Origin of the sequence: Janthinobacterium sp. CG_23.3, from assembly GCF_046115965.1 — a bacterium.
Classification (GTDB): domain Bacteria; phylum Pseudomonadota; class Gammaproteobacteria; order Burkholderiales; family Burkholderiaceae_D; genus Janthinobacterium.
Genome location: NZ_JBJXIB010000096.1, coordinates 1 through 23,391 on the forward strand (window position 1 = coordinate 1; position 23,391 = coordinate 23,391).

Annotated in this window: 18 protein-coding genes and 2 pseudogenes; 11 read left to right on the forward strand and 9 right to left on the reverse strand. The window is 66.5% G+C overall.

Translation table 11 applies throughout. The features are described from left to right. Window positions 1–1,790, forward strand: a pseudogene (locus tag ACFDR9_RS19925) (molecular chaperone DnaK); the annotation flags it as partial. A 67-nt stretch (window positions 1,791–1,857) separates the two neighbouring features. On the opposite strand, the gene ACFDR9_RS19930 reads toward ACFDR9_RS19925, so the two are convergent. Then, window positions 1,858–4,017, reverse strand: coding sequence for a phosphocholine-specific phospholipase C (locus tag ACFDR9_RS19930; RefSeq protein WP_409032108.1), 2,160 nt, complete (start codon window positions 4,015–4,017; stop codon window positions 1,858–1,860). A gap of 52 nt (window positions 4,018–4,069) precedes the next feature. After that, the gene (locus tag ACFDR9_RS19935; protein ID WP_409032109.1) at window positions 4,070–4,258 is read right to left on the reverse strand and encodes a hypothetical protein; all 189 of its coding nucleotides are present in this window, start codon (window positions 4,256–4,258) and stop codon (window positions 4,070–4,072) included. A 254-nt stretch (window positions 4,259–4,512) separates the two neighbouring features. Between ACFDR9_RS19935 and ACFDR9_RS19940 the strand changes: the two genes are divergently transcribed. Further along, window positions 4,513–5,694 carry an aminotransferase class I/II-fold pyridoxal phosphate-dependent enzyme gene (locus ACFDR9_RS19940; protein ID WP_409032110.1) on the forward strand — a complete coding sequence of 394 codons (1,182 nt, stop codon included), beginning with the start codon at window positions 4,513–4,515 and terminating at the stop codon, window positions 5,692–5,694. A gap of 205 nt (window positions 5,695–5,899) precedes the next feature. Beyond that, on the forward strand, window positions 5,900–9,439 hold the full coding sequence (locus ACFDR9_RS19945) for a Dyp-type peroxidase (protein ID WP_409032111.1): 3,540 nt from the start codon (window positions 5,900–5,902) through the stop codon (window positions 9,437–9,439). Between the two features lie 143 nt (window positions 9,440–9,582). Here ACFDR9_RS19945 and ACFDR9_RS19950 read toward each other — a convergent pair whose 3' ends face one another. Next, window positions 9,583–10,149, reverse strand: coding sequence for a YceI family protein (locus tag ACFDR9_RS19950; protein ID WP_017874958.1), 567 nt, complete (start codon window positions 10,147–10,149; stop codon window positions 9,583–9,585). A 341-nt stretch (window positions 10,150–10,490) separates the two neighbouring features. On the opposite strand from ACFDR9_RS19950, the gene ACFDR9_RS19955 reads away from it, so the two are divergent. Next, the gene (locus ACFDR9_RS19955; protein WP_026132459.1) at window positions 10,491–10,874 is read left to right on the forward strand and encodes a YbaN family protein; all 384 of its coding nucleotides are present in this window, start codon (window positions 10,491–10,493) and stop codon (window positions 10,872–10,874) included. Window positions 10,875–10,924: 50 nt separating this feature from the next. On the opposite strand, the gene ACFDR9_RS19960 is transcribed toward ACFDR9_RS19955, so the two are convergent. The 5 genes from ACFDR9_RS19960 to ssuE all read right to left on the reverse strand — a co-directional run bounded on the left by ACFDR9_RS19960 (window position 10,925) and on the right by ssuE (window position 15,566). Further along, window positions 10,925–11,779: an ATP-binding cassette domain-containing protein gene (locus tag ACFDR9_RS19960; RefSeq protein WP_409032112.1), complete on the reverse strand. Its 855-nt coding sequence runs from the start codon at window positions 11,777–11,779 to the stop codon at window positions 10,925–10,927. Between the two features lie 124 nt (window positions 11,780–11,903). Continuing rightward, complete coding sequence (ssuC, locus tag ACFDR9_RS19965) at window positions 11,904–12,680, reverse strand: aliphatic sulfonate ABC transporter permease SsuC (protein WP_026132458.1); 777 nt, start codon at window positions 12,678–12,680, stop codon at window positions 11,904–11,906. Window positions 12,681–12,682: 2 nt separating this feature from the next. After that, a complete protein-coding gene (gene ssuD, locus ACFDR9_RS19970; RefSeq protein WP_409032113.1) occupies window positions 12,683–13,831 on the reverse strand; it encodes an FMNH2-dependent alkanesulfonate monooxygenase in 1,149 nt (382 codons plus the stop codon). 18 nt (window positions 13,832–13,849) lie between these two features. After that, window positions 13,850–14,830 (reverse strand): sulfonate ABC transporter substrate-binding protein, encoded by a 981-nt coding sequence (locus ACFDR9_RS19975; protein ID WP_409032114.1) that lies wholly within the window; start codon window positions 14,828–14,830, stop codon window positions 13,850–13,852. Window positions 14,831–14,891: 61 nt separating this feature from the next. Beyond that, the gene (ssuE, locus tag ACFDR9_RS19980) at window positions 14,892–15,566 is read right to left on the reverse strand and encodes an NADPH-dependent FMN reductase (RefSeq protein WP_051068201.1); all 675 of its coding nucleotides are present in this window, start codon (window positions 15,564–15,566) and stop codon (window positions 14,892–14,894) included. A 224-nt stretch (window positions 15,567–15,790) separates the two neighbouring features. Here ssuE and ACFDR9_RS19985 point away from each other — a divergent pair, with 224 nt between their 5' ends. The 7 genes from ACFDR9_RS19985 (at window position 15,791) to ACFDR9_RS20015 (ending at window position 23,095) form a co-directional block, all read left to right on the forward strand. Next, window positions 15,791–17,011 (forward strand): acyl-CoA dehydrogenase family protein, encoded by a 1,221-nt coding sequence (locus ACFDR9_RS19985; RefSeq protein WP_409032115.1) that lies wholly within the window; start codon window positions 15,791–15,793, stop codon window positions 17,009–17,011. 7 nt (window positions 17,012–17,018) lie between these two features. Beyond that, window positions 17,019–17,855 (forward strand): methionine ABC transporter ATP-binding protein, encoded by an 837-nt coding sequence (locus ACFDR9_RS19990; RefSeq protein ID WP_409032116.1) that lies wholly within the window; start codon window positions 17,019–17,021, stop codon window positions 17,853–17,855. After that, window positions 17,848–18,510, forward strand: a complete 663-nt coding sequence (locus ACFDR9_RS19995) for a methionine ABC transporter permease (RefSeq protein ID WP_409032117.1) — start codon at window positions 17,848–17,850, stop codon at window positions 18,508–18,510. Before ACFDR9_RS19990 ends, ACFDR9_RS19995 begins: the two co-directional genes overlap by 8 nt. Window positions 18,511–18,607: 97 nt before the next feature. Continuing rightward, window positions 18,608–19,435 (forward strand): MetQ/NlpA family ABC transporter substrate-binding protein, encoded by an 828-nt coding sequence (locus ACFDR9_RS20000; protein ID WP_409032118.1) that lies wholly within the window; start codon window positions 18,608–18,610, stop codon window positions 19,433–19,435. A 9-nt stretch (window positions 19,436–19,444) separates the two neighbouring features. Further along, window positions 19,445–20,833, forward strand: a complete 1,389-nt coding sequence (locus ACFDR9_RS20005) for an LLM class flavin-dependent oxidoreductase (RefSeq protein ID WP_409032119.1) — start codon at window positions 19,445–19,447, stop codon at window positions 20,831–20,833. 141 nt (window positions 20,834–20,974) lie between these two features. Beyond that, complete coding sequence (locus tag ACFDR9_RS20010) at window positions 20,975–22,537, forward strand: methyl-accepting chemotaxis protein (protein ID WP_409032120.1); 1,563 nt, start codon at window positions 20,975–20,977, stop codon at window positions 22,535–22,537. A gap of 75 nt (window positions 22,538–22,612) precedes the next feature. Continuing rightward, on the forward strand, window positions 22,613–23,095 hold the full coding sequence (locus tag ACFDR9_RS20015; RefSeq protein ID WP_409032121.1) for a hypothetical protein: 483 nt from the start codon (window positions 22,613–22,615) through the stop codon (window positions 23,093–23,095). On the opposite strand, the pseudogene ACFDR9_RS20020 reads toward ACFDR9_RS20015, so the two are convergent. Next, a pseudogene (locus tag ACFDR9_RS20020) lies at window positions 23,062–23,391 on the reverse strand (hypothetical protein); the annotation flags it as partial. The gene ACFDR9_RS20015 and the pseudogene ACFDR9_RS20020 overlap by 34 nt on opposite strands.

The window sequence follows — 23,391 nt, forward strand, 5'->3', positions numbered from 1 at the left end:
CCCCCCCCCCCCCCCCCCCCCCCCCCCCCCCCCCCCCCCCCCCCCCCCCCCCCCCCCCCCCCCCCCCCCCCCCCCCCCCCCCCCCCCCCCCGCCGGCCATTCCCGACACGTTGCTGCTGAACGGCGGCGTGTTCCGCGCCGACGCGCTGGCGCGGCGCCTGCAAGCGACCCTGGCCAACTGGCGCGGCGCGCCGCTGCGCCTGCTGCACAACGACAATCCCGACGTCGCCGTGGCGCGCGGCGGCGTCGCCTACGCGCTGGGCCGGCTGGGCCGGGCGCCGACCATCGGCGGCGGCTCGCCGCGCAGCTACTTCCTGGTGCTGGAGCAAGAAAAGGCACAAGAGCCGGCGCCCGGCCAGCCGGCCGCCGCGCGGGTCCAGCGCGCCATCTGCATCCTGCCGCGCGGCAGCGCGCAGGGCCGGGAAATCCGTCTAACGGAGCGTATCTTCGCGCTACGCCTGGGACGGCCGGTACGCTTCCACCTCGCCTCCTCCATTGCCGAGGCCGGCACGCCGCCGCAACTGGGCGAACTGGTCGACCTGAACCAGGGCGACTACGTGCGCCTGCCGCCGATCGCCACCGTGCTGCGGGCGCGCGCATCGAAAGACAAGCAGGCCGAAAAGCGCGACGAGAAACATGAAATACCGGTGCAACTGGCCACCGCGCTGACCGAAGTGGGCACGCTGGAAGTGCATTGCGTGGCGGCCGACGGCGACGCCGCCCCGGCCCAGCGCTGGCTGCTGGAATTCCAGTTGCGCGGCCAGGACCAGGCCGGCGACGGCGCCGACGCCGCCGCCGAACACGACGCCAGCATGCCGCCGCGCCTGGCCGAAGCCTTGGCCGCCATCGAACGCATCTTCGGCGGCAAATCGCAACAAGTGGCGGCGAAGGAAGTCAAGCAATTGCGCCTGCGCTTGGAAAAGCTGCTCGGCGGGCGCGAAAACTGGCACACGCCGCTGCTGCGCAAACTCTTCGACGCGCTGCTGCAACGCGCGCGCGGCCGGCGCCGTTCCGCCGAGCACGAGCGGACCTGGCTGAACCTGGCCGGCTTCTGCCTGCGCCCGGGGTTCGGCTACCCGCTCGACGAATGGCGAATCGAGCAACTATGGACGCTGTTCGACGCCGGCGTGCAACACCACAAGGACAGCCAGGTCTGCGCCGAATGGTGGACGCTGTGGCGCCGCGTCGGCGGCGGCCTGGACGCCACGCAACAATTGCGCCTGCTCGACGACTTCGCCTTCAACCTGCAAGCCGACCCCGAGGAGCAGCGCCAGCGTCCGGTCACGCTGGTCAAAGGCGGCGACGACGACATGATGCGCCTGGGCGCCTCGCTCGAACGCATTCCGGGAAGCTACAAAAGCGAAATCGGCGCCTGGCTGCTGGGCCGCCTGGGCGGCGGCGACGCGGCGCAAGGTGCCGGTGCCGAGGGCATCGACGCCCGCCGGCTGTGGGCGCTGGGAAGGATCGGCGCGCGCCAGCCGTTTTACGGCAGCGCGCACGACGTGGTGCCGGTCGAGGTCGTGGCGGAATGGCTGGACGCCGTGCTGGCGCTGGATTGGAAACGCGTCGAGCCGGCCGGCTTCGCCGCCGCCCACATGGCGCGCATGACGGGCGACCGCACGCGCGACATCCCGCAAGCGTTGCGCGACACCGTCCTCCGCCGCCTGGCTGCCGTCAACGCGCCGCCGGGCTGGACCGCGATGGTGCGCGAAGTGGTACAACTGGACCAGGCCAGCGAGCGGCGCATGCTGGGCGAAGCGCTGCCGCCCGGACTAAAGCTACTTGCCTGAACGCTTGTCGTTGGTCGGGTTAGCGCGCGGCGCGTAAGCCGACCGGCGTCGGCGGCGGCCCGGCGCTTCAGCTAACGGCCAAGCCCCCCATCGCGGGATCGCTGATCCCGTCCTTACCGGTCTCGACACGACCGGCGAAGCGCCGCGCATAAGCCGGCAACTCCTTCACCTGCACAAGGAAGTCATACCAGTTGCCGCAGTCACACAAGGGCCAGGTCTGCTCCGCCGTCCCGTTCGGGGCCACGCTGACAATCCACGGCGCCGGATCGAAATACGCCTTGGCGCCCACCGAGAAGGTGGCCGCGGCGGCGCCGGTGTTGTGCAATTTCACCGTCACGCTGCCGTTGACGACGTCGTAGCATACCTGGATCTCGGGATTCGGCCCCGTGCGCGACGCGTTGGCGTTGCCGCTGAACTGGCGGTGGAATCCGTTCGGGCCGAGCACCCACAGATCGTAAGCGCCGAGTTGATCGCCCAGCGCCCAGGCGCCCTTCAAATCCTTGTTCGCCTCCACCGTGTAGCGGCGCGGCACCTGTTTCAAATTCATCTTGTCGTAGACATGGAACACCGCCGCCGCCGTCCCGGTGTTGGCGAACAACAGTTCAACCTGCACCGTGTCGGCGTGGACGCGTGCGCTGGCGTGCAACTCGTAGGGCAAGGCCCGCGACGGCCGGGTGCCGCTGGCCTGGCTGGGCAGCTCCGGCAGGGCCGGCGTGATCGGCGTGCGCGTCGAACTCAGTAGTTTGGCGCGCTGGGCCAGCGCCTTGGTGTCGGGCAAGGCGGCGGCGAAAGCGGCGCCGTCGGGATCGCTGAAGTTGAAGACGCTGCTCAAATCGCCGCAGACGGCGCGCCGCCACGGCGTAATGTTCGGCTCCATCACGCCGAAACGCTGCTCCAGGAAGCGGATCACCGAGGTGTGGTCGAACACCTGGGAATTGACCCAACCGCCCTTGCTCCACGGCGAGATCACATACATCGGCACGCGCGGCCCCAGGCCGTAGGGCCGGTGCATCAGCGCGGCCGACTCGCCCGACTCGGCGCTGGCAAAATTGTGGTATTCGCCGGCGGTGCTGACGGTGGACGCGCCCGCCAGCGTCGCCTGGGCCGGGTCGGCATTCCAGCGCATGTACGAGGGCGCGGCGGGCGGCGGCACGTGGTCGAAGAAGCCGTCGTTTTCATCGAACATCAGCAGCAGCACGGTCTTGCTCCAGACCTCGGGATTCGCGGTGAGCGCGTCCAGCACCCTGGCGGTGTAGTCGGCGCCCTGGGCCGGGCTGGACGGCCCGGGATGCTCGGAACCCTCGGCCGTCGCCACGATAAAGGAAACCTGCGGCAACTTATTGTTTTGCACGTCCTGCTTCAGCATGTCGATGTCGCGCGTGCTCAGGCCGCGCTCGCGCAGTTGCGGATCGGCGCTGCGCCCGCCGGCGTAGGATTCGCGGAAGCTGCGGAAGCCGGCCAGCGGATTGTCGGTGAAGTTGTCGTCCATGTTCTGGTACACCTGCCAAGTGACGCCGGCCGCCTGCAGGCGCTCCGGGTAGGTGGTCCAGGCGTAGCCTCCGGTCGGATCGTGGTCGAGGTTGTCGTAACTATTGCCGATCACCGGGCCGTGGCCTTGCTGCAAGGGATCGTTGGCGCCGGTCCACGCGTAGACCCGGTTCGCATTGGTGCCGCCTTGGAAGGAGCAATAGTAGGCGTCGCAGATCGTGAAGGCGTTCGCCAGCGCGAATTGGAAGGGAATATCGGCTTCCGTGAAATACCCCATCGAATGGTTTTGCTTATAGGTCGGCCACCTGTCGAGCATGCCGTTGCTCCACGCGTCCTGGGCGTTCGGCCAGGAGTGCGGCGTACCCGACACGCGCATATAGTCGAAGGATTGCTGTGTGTTCAGGCGGAACGGCGCGATTACGCGCGGCAACGCGGCGTTGCTGTCGTTGAGCTGATACCAGACGTTGTGCTTGCCGATGGCGGCGGACTCCGGCAGCGGGATGGGGAAGCGGTCGGCGAAGCCGCGCACGCCCTTCAAGGTGCCGAAATAATGGTCGAAGGAACGGTTCTCTTGCATCAGGATGACGACGTGCTCGACATCCTTGATGGTGCCGGTGCGGTTGCTGGCCGGCACGGCGAGAGCCCGGCGTATGGCCGGCGGAAACAGCGAAAGCGTGGCGGCCGCGGCGCCGGCGCCGGCGGCTTTGCGCAGGAAGGCGCGTCTATTGTCATTGGTCATGGATAATTTTTCTTCTTGGCGATGGATGGTCGCGCACGGGAGCGTGGCGGAGTCAGGGCGCGCAGCGGTTGTTGGGCGATTTGACGCTACAGTTGCGCGCCGGATCGGAGGTGTCGGCCGGCTTTTCTGGCGGCGGCTCGGCGCTGTCGCCGCAGGCGGCGAGCGTGGCGCACATCAGCGCGGCGAGCAAAAAGCGGGCGCCGTGGCTGCGCGAGGGGCGTGTCGGGGTCGGGGACAACATGGGTTCTTCTTTCATGGCAGGGATGGAGTATCGGGAACGAGGCGGCCGCTTCGCTTGCAGGCAGGATAATATTAAGAAAATATTACGTCACGGTGACTTGCGCGTGACAGCCTGAACATTCCAGGAAAAGCCAGGCCGCCGACGGCTTTGCCCGCGTTAAAATACCGGCCATGGACCCTGCGGCAAGGCGCCGGGACGAACCCCGCGCTCGCCATGCCCGGCGTACACAACAAGGAAAACGCTAAAAAATGAACATGAAATTTTCTGACAGGGCACGCGCCGTCGCGCCATTTTTCGCCATGGAGTTCGGCAGCCGCGCGGCGGCGCTGGAAGCGCAGGGCCATCGCGTCATCAAACTGAGCCTGGGCGAACCCGATTTCGGCGCGCCGCTTCCGGTCGTGAACGCGATGCAGGAAGCGCTGCGCGGCACCGCCATGCCGTACACGTCGGCGCTGGGCCTGCCGGCGCTGAGGCAGGCGATCGCCCGCTACTACGATACGACCTACGGCGTGCAGATCGACCCCGCCCGCGTGGTCGTCACCGCCGGCGCCTCGGCGGCGTTGCTGCTGGTGACGGCGGCCCTGGTCAATCCCGGCGACAAGGTGCTGGTCGGCGACCCGTCCTACCCATGCAACCGGCAGTTCCTGGCGAGCTTTGGCGCCGACGTCACGCTGGTGCCGACCGACGCGTCGACGCGTTACCAGGTCGACGCGGCCCTGGTGCGCCAGCACTGGTCCGACGACGTCCGCGGCCTGATGGTGGCGACGCCGAGCAATCCGACCGGCACCTCGGTGCCGCCCGAGGAGCTGGCCGCCATCTGCGAACTGGCGCGCAGCCACGGCGCCTGGCGCATCGTCGACGAGATTTATCTGGGGCTGGCCGACGCCGACGCCGCCGGCCGCCCGGCGCAAAGCGTGTTGGCCATCGACCCCGGCGCCATCGTCATCAACAGCTTTTCCAAGTACTTCGGCATGACCGGCTGGCGCCTCGGCTGGTGCATCGCCCCGGCCGAGATGATCCCGGTGCTGGAGCGGCTGGCGCAGAACTACTATATATGCCCGTCGACGCTGGCCCAGCACGCGGCCCTGGCATGCTTCCTTCCTGAAACAATCGCCATCTGCGAGTCGCGCCGCGAAGAGCTGGTGGCCCGGCGCGCGCTGGTGCTCGAAGGCCTGGCGCGCATCGGCCTGCCGGTACCGGTGCCGCCCGACGGCGCTTTTTACGTCTACTTCAACGTCGCCGCCACCGGACTCGATTCGATGCAATTTTGCGAACGCGCGCTGGACGAGGTCCATGTCGCCCTCACCCCGGGCAACGACTTCGGCCAATGCGGCGCGGCCGAGCACGTCCGCCTGTCCTTTGCCGCCTCCCGCGCCGACCTGAACGAAGCCTTGGCCCGGCTGCAACGTTTCATGACGCAATTCCAGCGCGCGTAACACGCTTTGAGCCGGGCCAGTGGTCCGCCATTCCCGGCTCAAAGCCGCGTCCGTTGCGCCACCGCCAACGACGCCCTTCGTTTTCGTTCCCCGGAAATGAAATATCAACAATTCCAGTAAATACTATATTAGAATTGTTTTCCTTGCAGCAATACAACCCACACAACCATTCCCGGCGCCGCCGCGCCACGAAAAGGATCATGCCATGTTGTTCGACGCCATCCAGCACTCCCAATACGGCCTGTTGACGCGCGCCGTGTTCGGCCAGATCGCCACCCTCACCTTGCGCGACCACGCCGAGGCGACCCAGCAGACCCTGCTCGAACTGATACGCCTGCTGGCCAGGGAGGCCAAGGCGGCGCCCGACAACTCCGGCCTGGTGGCGGCCTTCAACCCCGAGCTGTGGGGCCGCTGGCAGGGGCGCGACATTCCGGTCTCGCGCACGGTGCTGAACAACTCGCCCAAGCTGCGCGACACTGGCGGCGACGTGCTGCTGTATGTCAAGTCGGGCAGCGCCGCCACCGCCGCCCGCCTGATGGGCGAGGTGCGCGCCGCGCTGGAGGCGCTCGCGGTCGAGATTGAAATCCTGCCGCTGGGCAAGCGCCCGGACGGCAAGGTCATGGGTGGGCGCTACCTCGACGGCATCACCAATCCGAACGATCCCGTCAGCCTGGCCAGCGACATCCTGGTCGACGGCGAGTTCCGCGGCGCCAGCTTCGGCTTCACCCAAAAATTCCTGTTCGAATGGGGCAGCATCGCCGACATGCTGCCCGACGCGCAGGACGCCATGCTGGGCCGCGACACCCACGGCGCGATGCTGCCGCAGCACGACCGCAACGCCCACATCCACCGCGTCCACGTGCTCGACAGCAACGGCGACAATCTCAAGCTGCTGCGCCAGGCCCTGCCCTTCGGCGAGCACGCCGGCAGCGCCGCGCGCGAAAAGGGGCTGATGTTCGTCGGCTTCTGCGGCGCCCAGCCGCGCTTTGAAACCATTATCCGGCACATGATGGGCGAACGCCCGGACCGCCCGGCCGACCGCCTGATGAGCGTGGTGCAAGGCGTCGCCGGCAGCTACTGGTACGTGCCGAACGCGCGCGAGCTGTCGGTGCCGTCGGCCGCCCTCGACGACGTGCGGGAAGACCCGCATTGGAACGTGCGCAGCCCGAACGGCTACATGTTCTACAACTCGCAAGACTATCTGCACCAGATGAGCGAAGGCAAGTACGTGGCCGGCGATCCGCCGTCGCCGCGCCTGCTGGCCCTGCTTGCGCGCACCTTCTCGCACTGGTCCGACGGCTGGCTCAAGCGCACCCCGTTCCCGCGCCTGCCGCACTTGGCCGAACTGGACCCGGCGGCCGGCGCGCCGGACCAGCCGGTGGCGCTGCGCAAGGCCAACGCCAACCGCTACACGCTGACCGACTTGCTGTCGAGTCCGGGTTCCGAGATCGCCCGCCACAACGGCTTGCTGCGCATCTACCCGGAGGAGTTGATCGTCGGCGTGATTCCCGACTTCACACTGGGCCGCGGCAAGGAAGTGCTGCCCTACCTGAGCGAGGATGAAACCGTGGCCGCCTGGCTCAAGGGCCAGTTGAACGAGTGGTCGGCGATGGGCCACGTGGTGCCGAACTACGAGAAACTGGTGCAGCGCGGCCTGAACGGCCTGATTGAGGAGATGCAAGATTACGTCGCCGCCAGCGCCAGCCGGCTGAGCGGCAAGCCCGACGACGCCGCCGCGCGCGACCAGTTGCAGTTCCACCAGTCGGCGCTGGTGTCGCTGCAAGCGGTGCAAGGCTACCTGGCCAACTGGGCCGAGCTGGCCGACGCCGCCGCCACCGCCGCCGGCGCCGCCGGCGACAGCGGCGCCGACGGCGCCGAGAATATGCGCGCCGTGGCCGCGCGCCTGCGCCGCCTGCGCGAGCAGCCGCCCGCCAGTTTCCAGGACGGCGTGCAACTGGTGTACTCCTTCCACTGCTGCCTGCACCTGGTCGGCGAACTGACGTCGCTGGGGCGGTTGGACCAGATCCTGTGGCCGCTGCTGCGCCTCGACAACGTCACGCCCGAGCGGGCCCAGGACATCATCGACTGCCTGTGGCTGAAAATCGGTGAAAACGCCTTCGCCAACCGCGCCGACATCACCGACTACGTCAACTACGGCACCACCGCCGTGTGCGGCTACGGCGGCAACTTCCCCCAGGGCGGCGGCATCAACCAGTGGGTCCAGCAAATCACCGTCGGCGGCTACGTCGCCAACGACGACGCGCTGCCGACCGGCGGCGTGAACCCGGTGACGATGCTGTGCCTGAAGGCGGCGCGGCGCATCCCGGTCAACGCGCCGACGCTGTCGCTGCGGGTGTACGACGGCATACCCGACGAGATCATGGACGAGGCCGCCAAATGCCTGTTGGCCGGCGGCGCCCATCCGATCCTCTACCAGGACGACCGCCTGTGCCAGGCGCTGCGCGATTCCGGCGACGTTTCGCTGGCCTGGTCGCGCAACTACGCCGCCGACGGCTGCTACGAACCGATGCTGGCCGGCGCCACCGGCTTTTCCTTCAACAACGTCACGCCGATGACGGCGCTGGAGCAGGCGCTCAACCAGGGCGCCTGCTACGGCGCGGCCGGCCCGGTCTACCTGCGCGGCCTGAAACAGACCTTCCGTTCGCCGCCGGCCGCCGCCATCGCCAGCTTCGCCATGCTGCAAGAGCAATTCCTGCGCCAGCTCGAATGGATCACGATCCAGAGCTACAACACCATCCTGAGCGGCTTCGGCGCGCTGGCCGGCATCTGCCCGAGCCCGCTGCTATCGGCGCTGATCGAAGGCTGCACCGAATCCGGCCGCGACCTGACCAACGGCGGCGCCAAGTTCAACATGATCGCGCCGCTGTGCGTGGGCGCCTCGAACACCATCGACTCGCTGTACGCGATCCAAAAACTGGTGTTCGACCCGGCCACCGCAGTCACCACCCTGCCCGAACTGCTCGACTGCCTGATCAACGACTGGGGCTACACCATGGTCGAGCCCTACCAGAGCCAATTGCTGGGCGCGGCCGACGCCGGCGAACGCGGCCGGCGCTACCAGGAACTGCGCGACATCGCGCTGGCGCTGCCGAAATGGGGCAGCGGCCACAGCGAGGTCGACGCCCTCGGCACCTGGGTGATGGACAACCTGGTGCGCACCTGCGTCGAGGTGATCCGCAAGCCGCACCCGGCGTTGCAAGGCGCGCTGGCGGGCATCGCCCAGACCTACGGCGAGTTCGACTTCGTCATCACGCCGGGCATCGGCACCTTCGAGGGTTATGTCGGCGACGGCTTGGGCTGCGGCGCCTCGGCCGACGGGCGCCGCAACGGCATGCCGATCGCCTCCGACCTGTCGCCGGTGCCGGCGCCGCAAGACCTGCCGGCCGCGCCCGCCTTCCGCAACATCTACCAGTCGCTGCAAAGCTGGCGCGTCGAATCGATCGAACACGGCCTGTCGAACGCCTCGCCGGTGGACATGAACATCGAGGAGGATTTCCCGCTCGACCAGTTGCAACGCTTCGTCAAAGCCTACGCCCGCGGCGAGACCGGCTCCAACCTGATCACGCTGACCTGCGCCGACCTGGGCACCTACCAGGCGGCGACCAACGATCCCGAGCGCTACAACCTGGTGCGGGTACGCATGGGCGGCTGGACCGAGTTCTACGCCACCATGTTCCCGGTGCACCAGGGCCAGCACCAGCGGCGGCAATACTTCACGCCCTGAGTTCCGCTGTCGCCGCTCGACGCCGGATACTGCCATGCGCGCGCGTGGCAGCGGCGCGCGGGGCCAGCCTGCGCCAACGCGAACGCCCATAAAAAATGGCGGCGCCGGCAAAACCGGGCCGCCATTCTTGTCATCCGCCGCGCTTACTCTTTAATCGATTCGATCGCGAAGGTCAGCGTGACGTCGTCGCCGACGTTCGGCGCGTATTTGCCGGCGTTGAATTCGGTGCGTTTGATCTTGGCCACGGCGTTGGCGCCGCAGGCGTCTTTCTTCACCATAGGATGCGGCATGCACTGGAACGAGGTCACGCTCAGCGTCACCGGCTTGGTCACGCCTTTGATGGTCAGGTTGCCGTCCACCGAGGCCAGCTTGTCGCCGACGAAGTTCAGTTTGCTCGACTTGTAGGTGATGCTTGGGAACTTGGCGGTGTCGAGGAAATCCTCGCCCTGGATATGGTTGTTGAACGTGGAGTAACCGGTGTTGACCGACTTGGCGTCGATAACCACGTCGACCGAGCCGGTCTTGGCGGCGCGGTCGATGACGATTTTACCGGCGGTGGTGTCGAAACGATTCTGCTGGGTCGAGTAACCGAAGTGGCTGTACTCGAAGCGCGCCGCGGTGTGGGTGCTGTCGATAACATAGGTTTCCGGCGCGGCGACGGCGGCCAGCGAGATGCCGGCGGCGGCGATAAAGACGAGCAATTGCTTCATGGGTCAGACTCCAGTATGGTGGTTGATACTTCAGTTTTCACAGCCCAAGCGCAATGCCTCGATGCCGCGCTGGTGCGCTTTAGTGACGGCTATTATGCCTTTACTAAAGATCGATGTAAAACGTAAAGTTTACGTACTTATCATCGAGAAAATCGATAATGATTCGTGCCGTGATCGGCCGGCGCCCGCAGCGGTTAAAATCCATAGCAAACACAACACAGGAAGCACATGAACGCAGCCCCCCACACGCCCCGCCACCACATCGGCTGCGCGTCCGAATGACGCAACCGGCGACGCAAGGGGAAGCCACCGCGCCCCGCGGGGAACGCGCGGCCCGGCTGATGCGCTGGGGCTACGGCGCGCTGGGCGCGCTGATGATGGTGCTGGCGGTGATCGGCGCGCTGCTGCCGGTGATGCCGACGACGATTTTCCTGATCCTGGCGCTGGCCTGCTTCAGCCGCTCCTCGCCGCGGCTGGAACACTGGTTGCTGCACCACCCGCGTTTTGGTCCACCGCTGCGGCAGTGGCGCGAACACCGCGCCGTCTCGCGCCGCGGCAAACGCATGGCGTGCATCGGCATGGCGATCGGCTTCGCGATCATGTGCGCGGGCGCGCCGCCGTGGTGGGTAATCGCGCTGGTCGGCGCCACCGAACTGCTGGTGCTGAACTACCTGCTGCGCCGCCCCGAAGGCCCCTTCCCCGAGCGGCCCGACGGCGCCGACTAAAAGTTAGCGTGTCGTATGTCGGGTTACGCCCTGACGGGCTAACGAGCATCTCAAATCGCCCAGCGCAGCTGCGCCAGCGACGTCGGTGCCGCCCGCTCCACAACCGCCGGATGCTCCAGCACATGCGCCAGTATGCGTTGCACAAGCGCGGCAAACGCAGCGCTGCCGCGCGCGCGCGGGCGCGGCAGGTCGATCTTGACGTCGAGCGCGATGCGGCCGTCCTCGATCAGGATCACGCGGTCGGCCAGCGCCACCGCCTCCGCCACGTCGTGCGTGACCAGCACGGCGGTGAAGCCGCGCGTCAGCCACAGCGATTCGATCAACTGCTGCATCTCGATCCGCGTCAACGCGTCGAGGGCGCCGAGCGGCTCGTCGAGCAACAGCAATTGCGGCTCGTGTACCAGCGCGCGCGCCAACGCGACGCGCTGCCGCTGGCCGCCCGACAGCGCCGCCGGCCAGTCGTCGGCGCGCTCGGCCAGCCCCACCGTCCACAGCGCCGCGGCGGCCGCGCCGACCGAACGCGGCAAACCCAGCGCGACGTTGTCAAGCACGGTTTTCCACGGCAGCAGGCGCGCCTCCTGGAACATGATGCGGACCTCGGGCTTGCTGCGGCCGCTGCCGACGACGATGCTGCCGGCGTCGAGCTGCTCCAATTGCGCGATGGTGCGCAGCAGCGTGCTTTTGCCGCAGCCGCTGCGTCCAACGACGGCGACGAATTCGCCGGCGGCCAGTTCCAGGCCAACGTCTTTCAGCACCGTGCGCGCGGCGTAGGCTTTCGACAGGCCGCGCAGGGTCAGCGGCACGCCCTGGCGCGCCTTGGGGACGCGCGGCGGCGCCTCGGCGACGGCCGCTGGAATCAGCAGCGACAGGAAGTCGGATTCAAGTTGGGCGGGTGCGAAGATCATATATGTCCAGTTAAGTTAGGCGGCGTCGACGTAACCCTGGGGTCAGACCCGGCTCCGAGTTAGCGTTATTCATAGGTCGGGTTAGCCCGCCAGGGCGTAACCCGACTGGCGTCGACGGTTCCAATCAGCGATAAGCCGGATTCCAGCGCAGGCAATACCGCTCCAGCCGGCGCGAGAAAACGTCGGCGAATTTCCCCAGCAGCGCGTACAGCAGTATTCCCACCAGCACAACGTCGGTTTGCAGGAATTCGCGCGCGTTCATCGTCATGTAGCCAATACCGGCCTGCGCCGAGATGGTTTCGGCGACGATCAACAGCACCCACACCAGTCCCAGCGAGAAGCGCACGCCGACCAGTATCGACGGCAGCGCCGCCGGCAGGATCACGTCGCGGTACAGCGGCCAGCCGGACAGGCCGTAGCTCTTGGCCATTTCAATCAAGCCCTGGTCGGCCGAGCGGATGCCGTGGAAGGTGTTCAAGTAGACCGGGAAGAACACGCCCACCGCCAGCAGAAACAGCTTCGCCGTCTCGTCGATGCCGAACCACAGGATCACCAGCGGAATGAGCGCCAGCGCCGGGATGTTGCGGATCATTTGCAACGTCGTGTCGAGCAGCGTCTCGGCCCGTTTCACGCTGCCGGTCAGCAGCCCCAGCGCCAGGCCCAGCCCGGCGCCGATGGCGAAACCGACCGTGGCGCGCCACAGGCTGGTCTTCAGGTGCACCCACAGTTCGCCCGATTCGGCCAGGTTCCAGAACGCCTTAACCACGGCCCACGGCTCGGGCAGGATGCGGCTCGACAGCCAGCCGGCCTGCGCCGCCACCTGCCAGGCCAGCACCAGCGCGGCCGGCAGCGCCCACGGCGCGAACGCCTCGAACCCGCTTTTGACGCGGCCGGCGCGCATGCTCAAGCCGCCTTTTTCGGCAGGATGTTGCTGGCCATGACTTCGCCGAACGGGCCGCTCAGCGACTGCTCGCCGTGGTCCCTGCCCTTGCCCAGCAGCGGGAACACCAGCTCGGCGAAGCGGTACGATTCCTCCAGGTGCGGGTAGCCGGAGAAGATGAAGGTGTCGATGCCGAGGTCGGCGTATTCCTGCATCCGCGCCACCACCGTTTCGGCGTCGCCCACCAGCGCGGTGCCGGCGCCGCCGCGCACCAGGCCGACGCCGGCCCACAGGTTGGGCGACACTTCCAGCTTGTCGCGGCGGCCGCCGTGCAGCGCGGCCATGCGCCGCTGGCCCTCCGAATCCATCTTGCCGAACGCCGCCTGGGCCGCCGCGATGACGTCGTCGTCGAGGTGGCTGATCAACTCATCGGCGGCGCGCCAGGCCGCCTCGTTGGTCTCGCGCACGATGACGTGCAGGCGAATGCCGAAGCGCACCGTGCGGCCGCGCTTGGCGGCGCGGGCGCGGATGTCGGCGATCTTCTCGGCCACGGCGGCCGGCGGCTCGCCCCAGGTCAGGTAGACGTCCATCTGCTCCGCCGCCAGCTCGTGCGCCGGCTCGGACGAGCCGCCGAAGTACAGCGGCGGATACGGCTTCTGCACCGCCGGGTACAGCGTCTTGGAGCCGCGCACCTGGATGTGCTTGCCCTCGAAATCGTAGCCGGCGGCGCCGCCCTCGCCGGCCAGCGTGGCGCGCCAGACGCGGATGAACTCGTCGGAAATCTCGTAGCGCTTGGCGTGGTCGGCGAACAGGCCGTCGGCTTCCAGCTCGCCCTGGTCGCCGCCCGTCACCACGTTAATCAGCAGGCGCCCGTTCGACAAGCGGTCGAAGGTGGCCGCCATGCGCACCGCCAGGCCCGGGGTCGACAGGCCTGGCCGGATCGCAACCAGGAATTTCAATTTTTGCGTCACGCTGATCAGCGACGACGCCACCACCCAGGCGTCCTCGCAGGAGCGTCCGGTCGGCAGCAGCACGCCGTCGTAGCCGAGCGTGTCGGCCGCCACCGCGCACTGGCGCAGGTAGTCGGCGTTGACCGGGCGCGCGCCCTGGGTGGTGCCAAGGTATCGGCTGTCGCCGTGCGTAGGGATAAACCAAAAGACATTCAACGACATTTTTCTCTTCCTTTTACATTACAACTTGAATGACAGCAGCGCGTCTTTGACGTTGATCGGCTTGGGGATCAACTTCAGCGCCGAGAACGCGTCGGCCACCTTCTGCTGCTGCGCCACCACGTCCGGCGTGACCGACTTGACGCCATAGGCGTAGCGCGCGGCGGCCAGTTCCAGGATGGCCGGATCAAGTCCGGTTTGCAGCGCCAGCACGGCGGCGACCTCCTTCTGGTTGACGCGGCCCCATTCATCGACCTTGGCCAGTTCGTCGATGACGATGCGGATGATTTCCTGGTTTTTTTCGGCGTAGGAACGCGCGGCCAGGTAGAACTGGTGGTTCGACACCAGCCCTTTGCCGTCGGCCAGCACGCGCGCGCCCAACTGCTTTTCGGCGGCCGCCAGGAACGGGTCCCAGATCGCCCAGGCGTCGACGCTGCCGCGCTCGAAGGCGGCGCGGGCGTCGGCCGGCGGCAGGAACACGGTCTCGATCTCGCGGTATCCGACGCCGGCCTTTTCCAGCGCCTTGAGCAGCAGGAAATGCACGTTGGAACCCTTGTTCAGCGCCACCCGCTTGCCTTTCAAATCGGCCAGCGTACGGATTTTCGAATCCTTCGGCACCACGATCGCCTCGCTCGACGGCGACGGCGGCTCGTTGCCGACGTAGACCAGGTCGGCGCCGGCGGCCTGCGCGAAGATCGGCGGCGCCTCGCCGGCGGTGCCGAAGTCGATGCTGCCGACGTTCAGCCCTTCCAGCAGCACCGGGCCGGCAGGGAATTCGGTCCATTTGACGTCGATGCCTTTGGCGGCCAGGCGTTTTTCCAGCGTGCCGCGGCCTTTCAGCAGGGTCAGCGTGCCGTATTTCTGGTAGCCGATGCGCAGCACCGGTTTGGACTGGGCCAGCGCGGCGCCGGGCAGGCCGGCCGCCAGCGCGCCGGCCGCGGCGGCGGAGAGCAGACCCAGTACGTGGCGGCGGGATAGGCGAATTTCGTGACGCGTGCTCATGTTTTTCCTTGAATGTTCGGGGGCGCGATGTAGATTGAGAACCAGAAGCGTGGCCCTGGGATCAGACCCCGAGGGGCTCACCCCGGCTCGCTGTCTCTGGCTCTAATTGGGTTGGCGGCACCTGGCTGTACGGGAGGTCCTTTAACGACCGCCCCGGCCGTGCGCTGGTATCGATGTCGGGTTGCGGCGCGGTGGCGCGCGCCAGCCGCAGCGTGCGCAGTCCCGCCGTCAGTTCTTCGACGCCGGCGCCGACGCGCGCGGCGATCGCCGGCGCCAGCGCCAGGCCGCCCTGCTCGCTCCATTCAAGCTGCTCGGAGGTGGCATAGATGCTGGTCAGGACGTGCTTGGCGGCCAGCGCGTGCAGCACCGGGCGCAGCGCGTAGTCCAGCGCCAGCATGTGCGATTGGCTACCGCCGGTGGCCAGCGGCAGCACCAGCTTGCCGGCCAGGCCGTCTTGCGGCAGCAGGTCGAGGAAGGCTTTCAGGATACCGGTGTAGGAGGCCTTGTAGACCGGCGTGGCGATGACGACGGCGTCGGCCGCGGCGACGGCGGCGATGGCCCGCGCTATCGTGACGTCGGCGAAGTCGGCGTGCAGCAAGGCCTTGGCCGGCAGGTCGCGCACATGCAGCTTGCTGGTGCGGTGGCCGTGCAGCGCCATCTGCTCGCCGACGTGCAACAGCAGGCGGCTGGAGCTGGATGGAATCTGCGGGCTACCGCTTAATAATAGTATGTTCATGTGCGATCTCTCCGTGATGGTGGTGCGTCGTTTCAGGGGACAGATTAAGTCCGGCGCGGCAAATTCAGAACGAATGCTTTCGCGCTTCGATATGTGTTTTCTGGATATCGCCACGGGCGTACACTTCGGATTTACGCATAAGCAAAGACGGAATTAATCGTTCACAAACACCGTTGTGCACTGCAATACTGCGCCACCGATTCCACTACAAACGGCTTTGCACAATGTCAAAAGCATTCATCAAGGCGCAGCATGGACTCCATGCAGACGCTTCCGCACCATCTTCGAACGATCCGATCCAAGTCGCCACGGCGCTGGCCGCACGCCTGGCCGAATCGGCCAACGAACGCGACCAGGCCGGCGGCCACGCCGCCCGGGAACGCGAATGGATACGCGAGTCGGGCCTGCTGACGCTGTCGATTCCCAGCGAATTCGGCGGCCAGGGCGCCGACTGGGCCACCGTCTACCAAACCATCCGCATCCTGGCGCGGGCAGACAGCGCCCTGGCCCACGTGTTCGGTTTCCACCACCTGCAACTGGCCGGCATCCGCCTGTACGGCAGCGCGCGGCAGCAACGCCGCCTGCTCAGCGACACGGTGCAGCAGCGCCTGTTCTGGGGTAACGCGCTGAACCCGCTCGACAAGCGCACTGTCGCCGCCGACGCCGCCGACGGCTTTACGCTCGACGGCATCAAGAGCTTCTCGTCCGGCTCGGTCGGCTCCGACTGGCTGACGGTGTCGGCCTGGCACGCGCCTAGCCAAAGCGCGCTGATCGGCGTGCTGCCGACGCGCCAGGACGGCGTCGCCGTGCAGCCGGACTGGGACGCCTTCGGCCAGCGCCAGACCGACAGCGGCAACGTCCACTTCACGCAGGTTGCGCTGCCGGCCGAACTGGTGTTGCAGGCGCCGGCGCAGGAAGCCACGCCGCAGGCCACGCTGCGCTCGCAGGTGGCGCAACTGATCATGACGAATCTGTACCTGGGCATCGCCGAGGGCGCCTTCGAGGCGGCGCGCAATTACACCCGCGACGAAGCGAAGGCCTGGTTCGCCTCCGGCGTCGCCAAGGCCAGCGCCGACCCGCTGATCCAGCACCGCTACGGCCAACTTTGGCTGCTGCTGCGCCCGGCCGTGCTGCTGGCCGACCACGCCGGCGTCGAACTCGACAAAGTCTTCAACAAGGGCGCCTTGATCAGCGCCCGCGACCGCGGCGAACTGGCGGTCGCCGTGGCCGAGGCCAAGTGCCTGGCGCACCGCGCCGGCGTCGAGATCAGCAGCCAGATGTTCGAGCTGACCGGCGCCCGTTCGACCTCGGCCAAGTACGGCTTCGACCGCTTCTGGCGCAACGTCCGCGTACATACCCTGCACGACCCGATCGACTACAAGTACCGTGACCTGGGGCGTTTTGCCCTTGAAGGCACGCTGCCCGAACCCACCGCCTACTCCTAAGAAAAATATGAGCACACCTCTCAACCTATCCGCGCTGCCGGACGCGAAGCGGGCCACCGTCATTCGCGTCGACGCCGCCAGCAAATCGTTCGCGCTGCCGCGCGGCGAACAATTCCACGCCGTGCGCAAGGTCTCGCTGGACGTGCGCGAAGGCGACGTCTTCGGCCTGATCGGCAAGAGCGGCGCCGGCAAATCGACGCTGCTGCGCCTGCTCAATTTGCTGGAGCGGCCCGACAGCGGCAGCGTCACCGTGGCCGGGCGCGAGCTGACCGCGCTGAGCAAACGCGAGCTGCGCGACGCGCGCCAGAACATCGGCATGATTTTCCAGCAGTTCAATCTGCTGCAAAACGCCAGCGTGTTCGACAACGTCGCCTTCCCGCTGATCATCCACGGCAAACTGAAGGGCGCGCACATCGCCGCCCGCGTCCACGAATGCCTGGCGCTGGTCGAGTTGAGCGGCAAAGCCGACAGCTTCCCGTCGCAACTGTCGGGCGGGCAGAAACAGCGCGTGGCGATCGCCCGCGCCCTGGCCAGCCGGCCGGCGGTGCTGCTGTGCGACGAGCCGACCTCCGCGCTGGACGCGGAAACCACCCGCGCGCTGCTCGACACGCTGCGCGACATCAACAAGAACCTCGGCGTCACCATCGTCATCGTCAGCCACGAGCTGTCGGTGCTGGGCGCCATCTGCAACCGCGTCGCGGTGATCGAGGACGGCGCCATCGCCGAGCAATTCGCGCTGGCCGACACCGGCACCGTGCGCAAGACCGCGCTGGGGCGCGAGCTGGCCCACTACGGCACGCCCGCCTTCGAAGCGACCGCATTCAAGGAGCGCGCACATGCTTGAAAATATTATCGCCATGCTGCCCGAGCTGTGGACCGCGCTGGGCCAGACCCTGACCATGCTGGCCATCGGCCTGACCTCGGCGGTCGTCATCGGCGGCCCGCTCGGCGTGCTGCTATTCCTGATCGCCGACGGCCAGTCGCTGCAAAACCGCCCCGCCGCGCTGATACTCGGCTGGTTCGTCAACGCGGTGCGCTCGTTCCCGTTCATCATTTTGCTGGTCGCGCTGGTGCCCTTCACCCGCGTCATCGCCGGCACCTCGATCGGGCCGCTGGCGGCCGCCGTGCCGCTGTCGTTCGCCGCGATTCCCTACTTCGCCCGCATGGTCGAACAGAACCTGCGCGAAGTGCCGCGCGGCGTCATCGAGGCGGCCCACGCGATGGGCGCCTCGGAACTGCAAATCGTGCTGCGCGTGCTGCTCGTTGAAGCGCGCGCCGGCCTGGTGCTGGCGCTGACGGTGCTGTCGATCAGCTTCCTCTCCTACTCGGCCGTGGCCGGCGTGGTGGGCGGCGGCGGCATCGGCGACCTGGCCATCCGCTACGGCTACTACCGCTTCGAGACCGACGTCATGGTCGCCACCGTCGCGGTACTGATGCTGATCGTGCAAACCATCCAGTTCACCGGCAACCGCATCGCCAAGCGCCTCGACAAACGCTGAGGCGGAGGTTTGTTAGCGTGTCGTAGATCGGGTTACGCCCCTGGTTTTAATCGAAACACCAACACTTTTACATTCACCCCAAATTAAAGGAAACATCATGACCATCGCACGCCGCACCCTGATCCTCAGCGCCTTGACCCTGGCCCTGGCCGCGAACTTCGCCGCCGCCAAGGACCCGAAAGAAATCGTCATCGGCACCAGCGCCGGCCCGTACGCCGACCAGATCAAACTGGGCATCAAGCCGATCCTGGAAAAACAGGGTTACAAGATCAAACTGGTCGAGTTCAACGATTACGTGCAACCGAACTTCGCCTTGGCCGAAGGCTCGCTCGACGCCAACGTGTTCCAGCACATCGTCTACCTGAACAAATTCGCCACCGAACACAAGCTGGCGCTGACCGACCTGGTGACGATTCCAACCGCGCCCATCGCCATCTACAGCAAAAAGCACAAGTCGCTCGACGAGGTCAAGGAAGGCAGCAGCGTCGGCGTGCCCAACGACCCGAGCAACGAGGCGCGCGCGCTGGTGCTGCTGGACCAACTGGGCTGGATCAAGCTGCGCGCCAACTTCGACCCGGTGCGCGCGTCCGAGAAGGACATCGTCGGCAATCCGAAGAAGATCAAGATCATCCCGCTGGAGGCGGCGCAACTGCCACGCTCGCTGGGCGACACCGACTACTCCTTCATCAACGGTAACTACGCGCTGGCGGCCGGCATCAAGCTGACCGAAGCGCTGATCGCCGAGAAGATTTCGGCGAACTACATCAACCTGGTGGCGGTGCGCACCGGCGACAAGGACAAGCAGTTCGCCAAGGACCTGGCGGCGGCCTACCGCTCGCGCGAATTCCTCGAAGTGACCAACAAGCACTTCGCCGGCTATTCGAAGCCCAACTACCAGCTGGCCCTGCAAAGCGCGAAGAAGTAACACCGGACCATGAGCAAAACGATCCGCTTCAACGCCTTCCAAATGAACACGGTGGGCCACCAGTCGCCTGGCTTGTGGACGCATCCGCGTGACACCAGCCACCGCTACACCGATCCGCGGCACTGGATCGAACTGGCGCAACTGCTGGAGGCGGGCCGCTTCGACGCCATCTTCCTGGCCGACGTGCTGGGCGTGTACGACGTCTACCAGGGCGGGCTGGACGCGGCTCTGCGCGGCGGCGTGCAGGTGCCGCTGAACGACCCGCTGGCGCTGGTGCCGCTGATGGCGCAGGCGACCACGCGGCTCGGTTTCGGCGTCACCTGCGCGCTGACGTACGAGCACCCGTACAGCTTCGCGCGGCGCCTCTCGACGCTGGACCATTTGACGGGCGGGCGGATCGGCTGGAACATCGTCACCGGCTACCTCGACAGCGCGGCGCGCAACCTCGGCCTGGAGCGCCAGCTCGGGCACGACGAGCGCTACGACCTGGCCGACGAATACCTCGACGTGGTCTACAAGCTGTGGGAGAAAAGCTGGGACGACGACGCCGTCGTCAACGACAAGGCGCGCGGCGTCTACGCCGAGCCCTCGCGCGTGCATCCGATCAACCACGCCGGGCGCTACTACCGCGTGCCCGGCATCCACCTGTGCGAGCCGTCGCCGCAGCGCACGCCGCTGCTGTACCAGGCCGGCACGTCGGCGCGCGGCACCGCCTTCGCCGCGCGCCACGCCGAATGCACCTTCGTCAGCGGCCCGAGCAAGGCGGTGGTGAAGCGCTACGCCGACGACTTGCGCGCCGCCGTGGGCGCGGCCGGCCGCGACGGCGAGGCCCTGCTGATTTACGCGCAGGCGCTGGTGGTCACCGGCGCCACGGCGGCCGAGGCGCAGGCCAAGTACGAAGAGTACCGCGGCCACGTCGACATCGAGGCGGCGCTGGCGCTGCTGTCGGGCTGGACCGGCGTCGACTTCAGCCGTTTCCCGCTGGACGCGACCATCGACTACATCGAGTCCGACGCCGGGCGCTCGGCGCTGGCCTCGTTCAGCCAGGCCGACCCGGACCGCAAATGGACGGTGCGCGAGGCGGCCGAATTCATCGGCATCGGCGGGCGCGGCCCGGTCTTCGTCGGCGACCCGGCGCAGGTGGCCGACCAGTTGGAGTCGTGGATGGACGACACCGGCATCGACGGCTTCAACCTGGCCTTCGCGGTGGCCCACGAAAGCATGCGCGACGTCGTTGAGCTGATCGTGCCGGAACTGCAGCGGCGCGGGCGCTACCGCAAGGAATATGGCGACGGCGCGCTGCGCCAGCAACTGTTCGGCCAGGGGCCGCGGCTGCCGGCGGCGCATCCGGGGCGGCAGGTGCGCATCGACGCGGCAGAAACCGTTTCCATAGATTAACTATTTACATTAAACTAATCCAGGACGCGCATACAGCGTGTCCTGTTGCTGCGATCCGGCGTATCCGATCGATACCTGTCGTGCGACAACCGGCATCTTGCCGGGAGCAACATCGTCAATCACAGTTCAGAATCGAGACGCATGATGAAAATAACCAACTTTAACATCGGCACCCGGCTGTTCGGCGGCTTCGCCTCGATTTTGGTGGTGGCGATCGCCGCCAGCGCGGTCGGCATCTGGCAACTACGCACCGTTGCCATCGAAACCCGCACCATGGCCGAACAACCGCTGGCGAAGGAACGCTTCGTTTCGGACTGGTATCGCAACACCGCCAGCAACATCCTGCGCACCACGTCCATCGTGCGCAGCGCCGACGACACGCTGGCGAGCTTCTTCGCCGCCGACATCGCCGCCACCAGCGCCAGCATCACCGACATCCAGAAAGCCATCGAACCGCTGCTTGCCAGCGCCGCCGAAAAGACCGCCTACGAGCACGTCGGCGAAGCGCGCAAGCTGTACATCAAGGCGCGCGACGGCACCATCGGGGCCAAGCGCGGCGGCGACGCGGACGCCTCGGCGCGCCTGATGGAGCAGCAATTCCTGCCGGCGGCGAAGCAATACAACGAGGCGCTGAGCGCGCTGCTGGCGATGCAGCGCGAGAGCATCAACGCCAACGCGCAAAACATCGAAAAGCAGTATCAAACCGGCCTGACGCTGATGCTGCTGCTGATCGCGCTGCTGGCCGCCTTCGGCATTGCCTGCGCCACGCTGATCACGCGCAGCATCGTCAAGCCGCTGCAAACGGCGGTGGCGGCGGCGCGCAAGGTCGCCAGTGGCGACTTGAGCGGTGACATCGTCGCGCAGACCGGCGACGAAACCGGCCAGCTGCTGCTGGCCTTGCGGGACATGAACAACTCGCTGCGCGGCATCGTCGGCACCGTCAGGGGCGGCGCCGATGCGATCGCCACCGCCTCCAGCGAAGTGGCCACCGGCAACCTCGACCTGTCCGCGCGCACCGAGGAACAGGCCAGCTCGCTACAGGAAACCGCCTCGTCGATGGAAGAGATCACCTCGACCGTCAAGCACAACGCCGACAACACCCGCCAGGCCAGCGCGCTGGTGGCGTCGACCTCGGACGTGGCGCGCCAGGGCGGCGCGCTGGTGGCCCGGGTGGTCGCGACGATGGGCGGCATCAACGCCTCGTCGAAGCAGATTGCCGACATCATCGGCGTCATCGACGGCATCGCCTTCCAGACCAATATTCTGGCGCTGAACGCCGCCGTCGAGGCGGCGCGCGCCGGCGAACAGGGCCGCGGCTTCGCCGTGGTCGCCTCCGAAGTGCGCAACCTGGCGCAGCGCTCGGCGGCGGCGGCCAAGGAAATCAAAACGCTGATCGGCGATTCGGTCATCCAGGTTGAACAGGGCTCGACGTTGGTCGGCCAGGCCGGCGCCATCATGGAGCAGATCGTCGCCAGCGTGCAGCGCGTCACCCTAGTGATGGGCGAAATCGCCACGGCCAGCGGCGAGCAGGAGCACGGCATCGAACAAATCAACCAGGCCATCAGCCAAATGGACACCGTGACCCAGCAGAACGCGGCGCTGGTTGAACAGGCTGCTGCGGCCGCGGAATCGCTGCAGGACCAGTCGGCTAAACTGGCGCGGGCGGTTAGCGTGTTTAAGCTTGTGCGGCATGAGCATGCTTAGCGGGCTGGCGGGCTGGCTGCGGCCAACAGCAGACAATCATAGATTGAAGCCGCCGTATGGACTAAAGGAATATCTATGTTGAAGCTATATCGTTTCGCCGATGGGAAAAAAGAGTACTGGGAGACTTGGCAGGACGATAGTGGCGCGTACACCATTCATTGGGGCGAACTCGGTACGAAGGGAGAATCCAGAAACGTTCGCTCTACCTTGTTCGCTAAGGCTGAGAAGGCAATTCAAAAAGAATTAGATCGTTTGGTTACGCAGGGATTTCATCCCGTCGACATGGACGATCACCATACTCTGCTTATTGAATACGCAGTCGATGGTATGGGTACGAGCAACGACGTCGAGAAGCGCCATCGGCTTGAAGATCGAATGAATGAGACTTTAGGTTGGACCGGCATAGGAATGTGTGACGGGGGAAGCATTGGTAGCGGGTCAATGGAGGTCTGTAGTTACGTTGTTGACTTCGAGGTGGCGAAGGCAGTCATTGAGAAAGATCTCGCCCGTACAGAGTTCGCAAACTACACACGCATCTTTAACGAAGAGTGCCAGTAGCGGTAGTTGTCAACAAAGATGTCGCGTTTTGTCATGCTGCTTTTTTTAGTTCCTCTGGCTGATTTTGTTCTGGGTTCGGCGACCAGAAGGATCTGCTGGCGTTCGTCTTCGCTCAGTTTGTTGGCCGGTGCCACACGTCGACTGCCTTTGCGCCCATCGCCCTGGCCGCTGCCAGCCTCCAGCAACCAGCGCTGATACGTCCGCTGGCTGATGCCAAGCGCCTCGCAAGCGCTCCCACGCGTGCATTTGGCTACCACAGCCTCTTCCACCAATTTAATCACCAACTGGCGATCTGG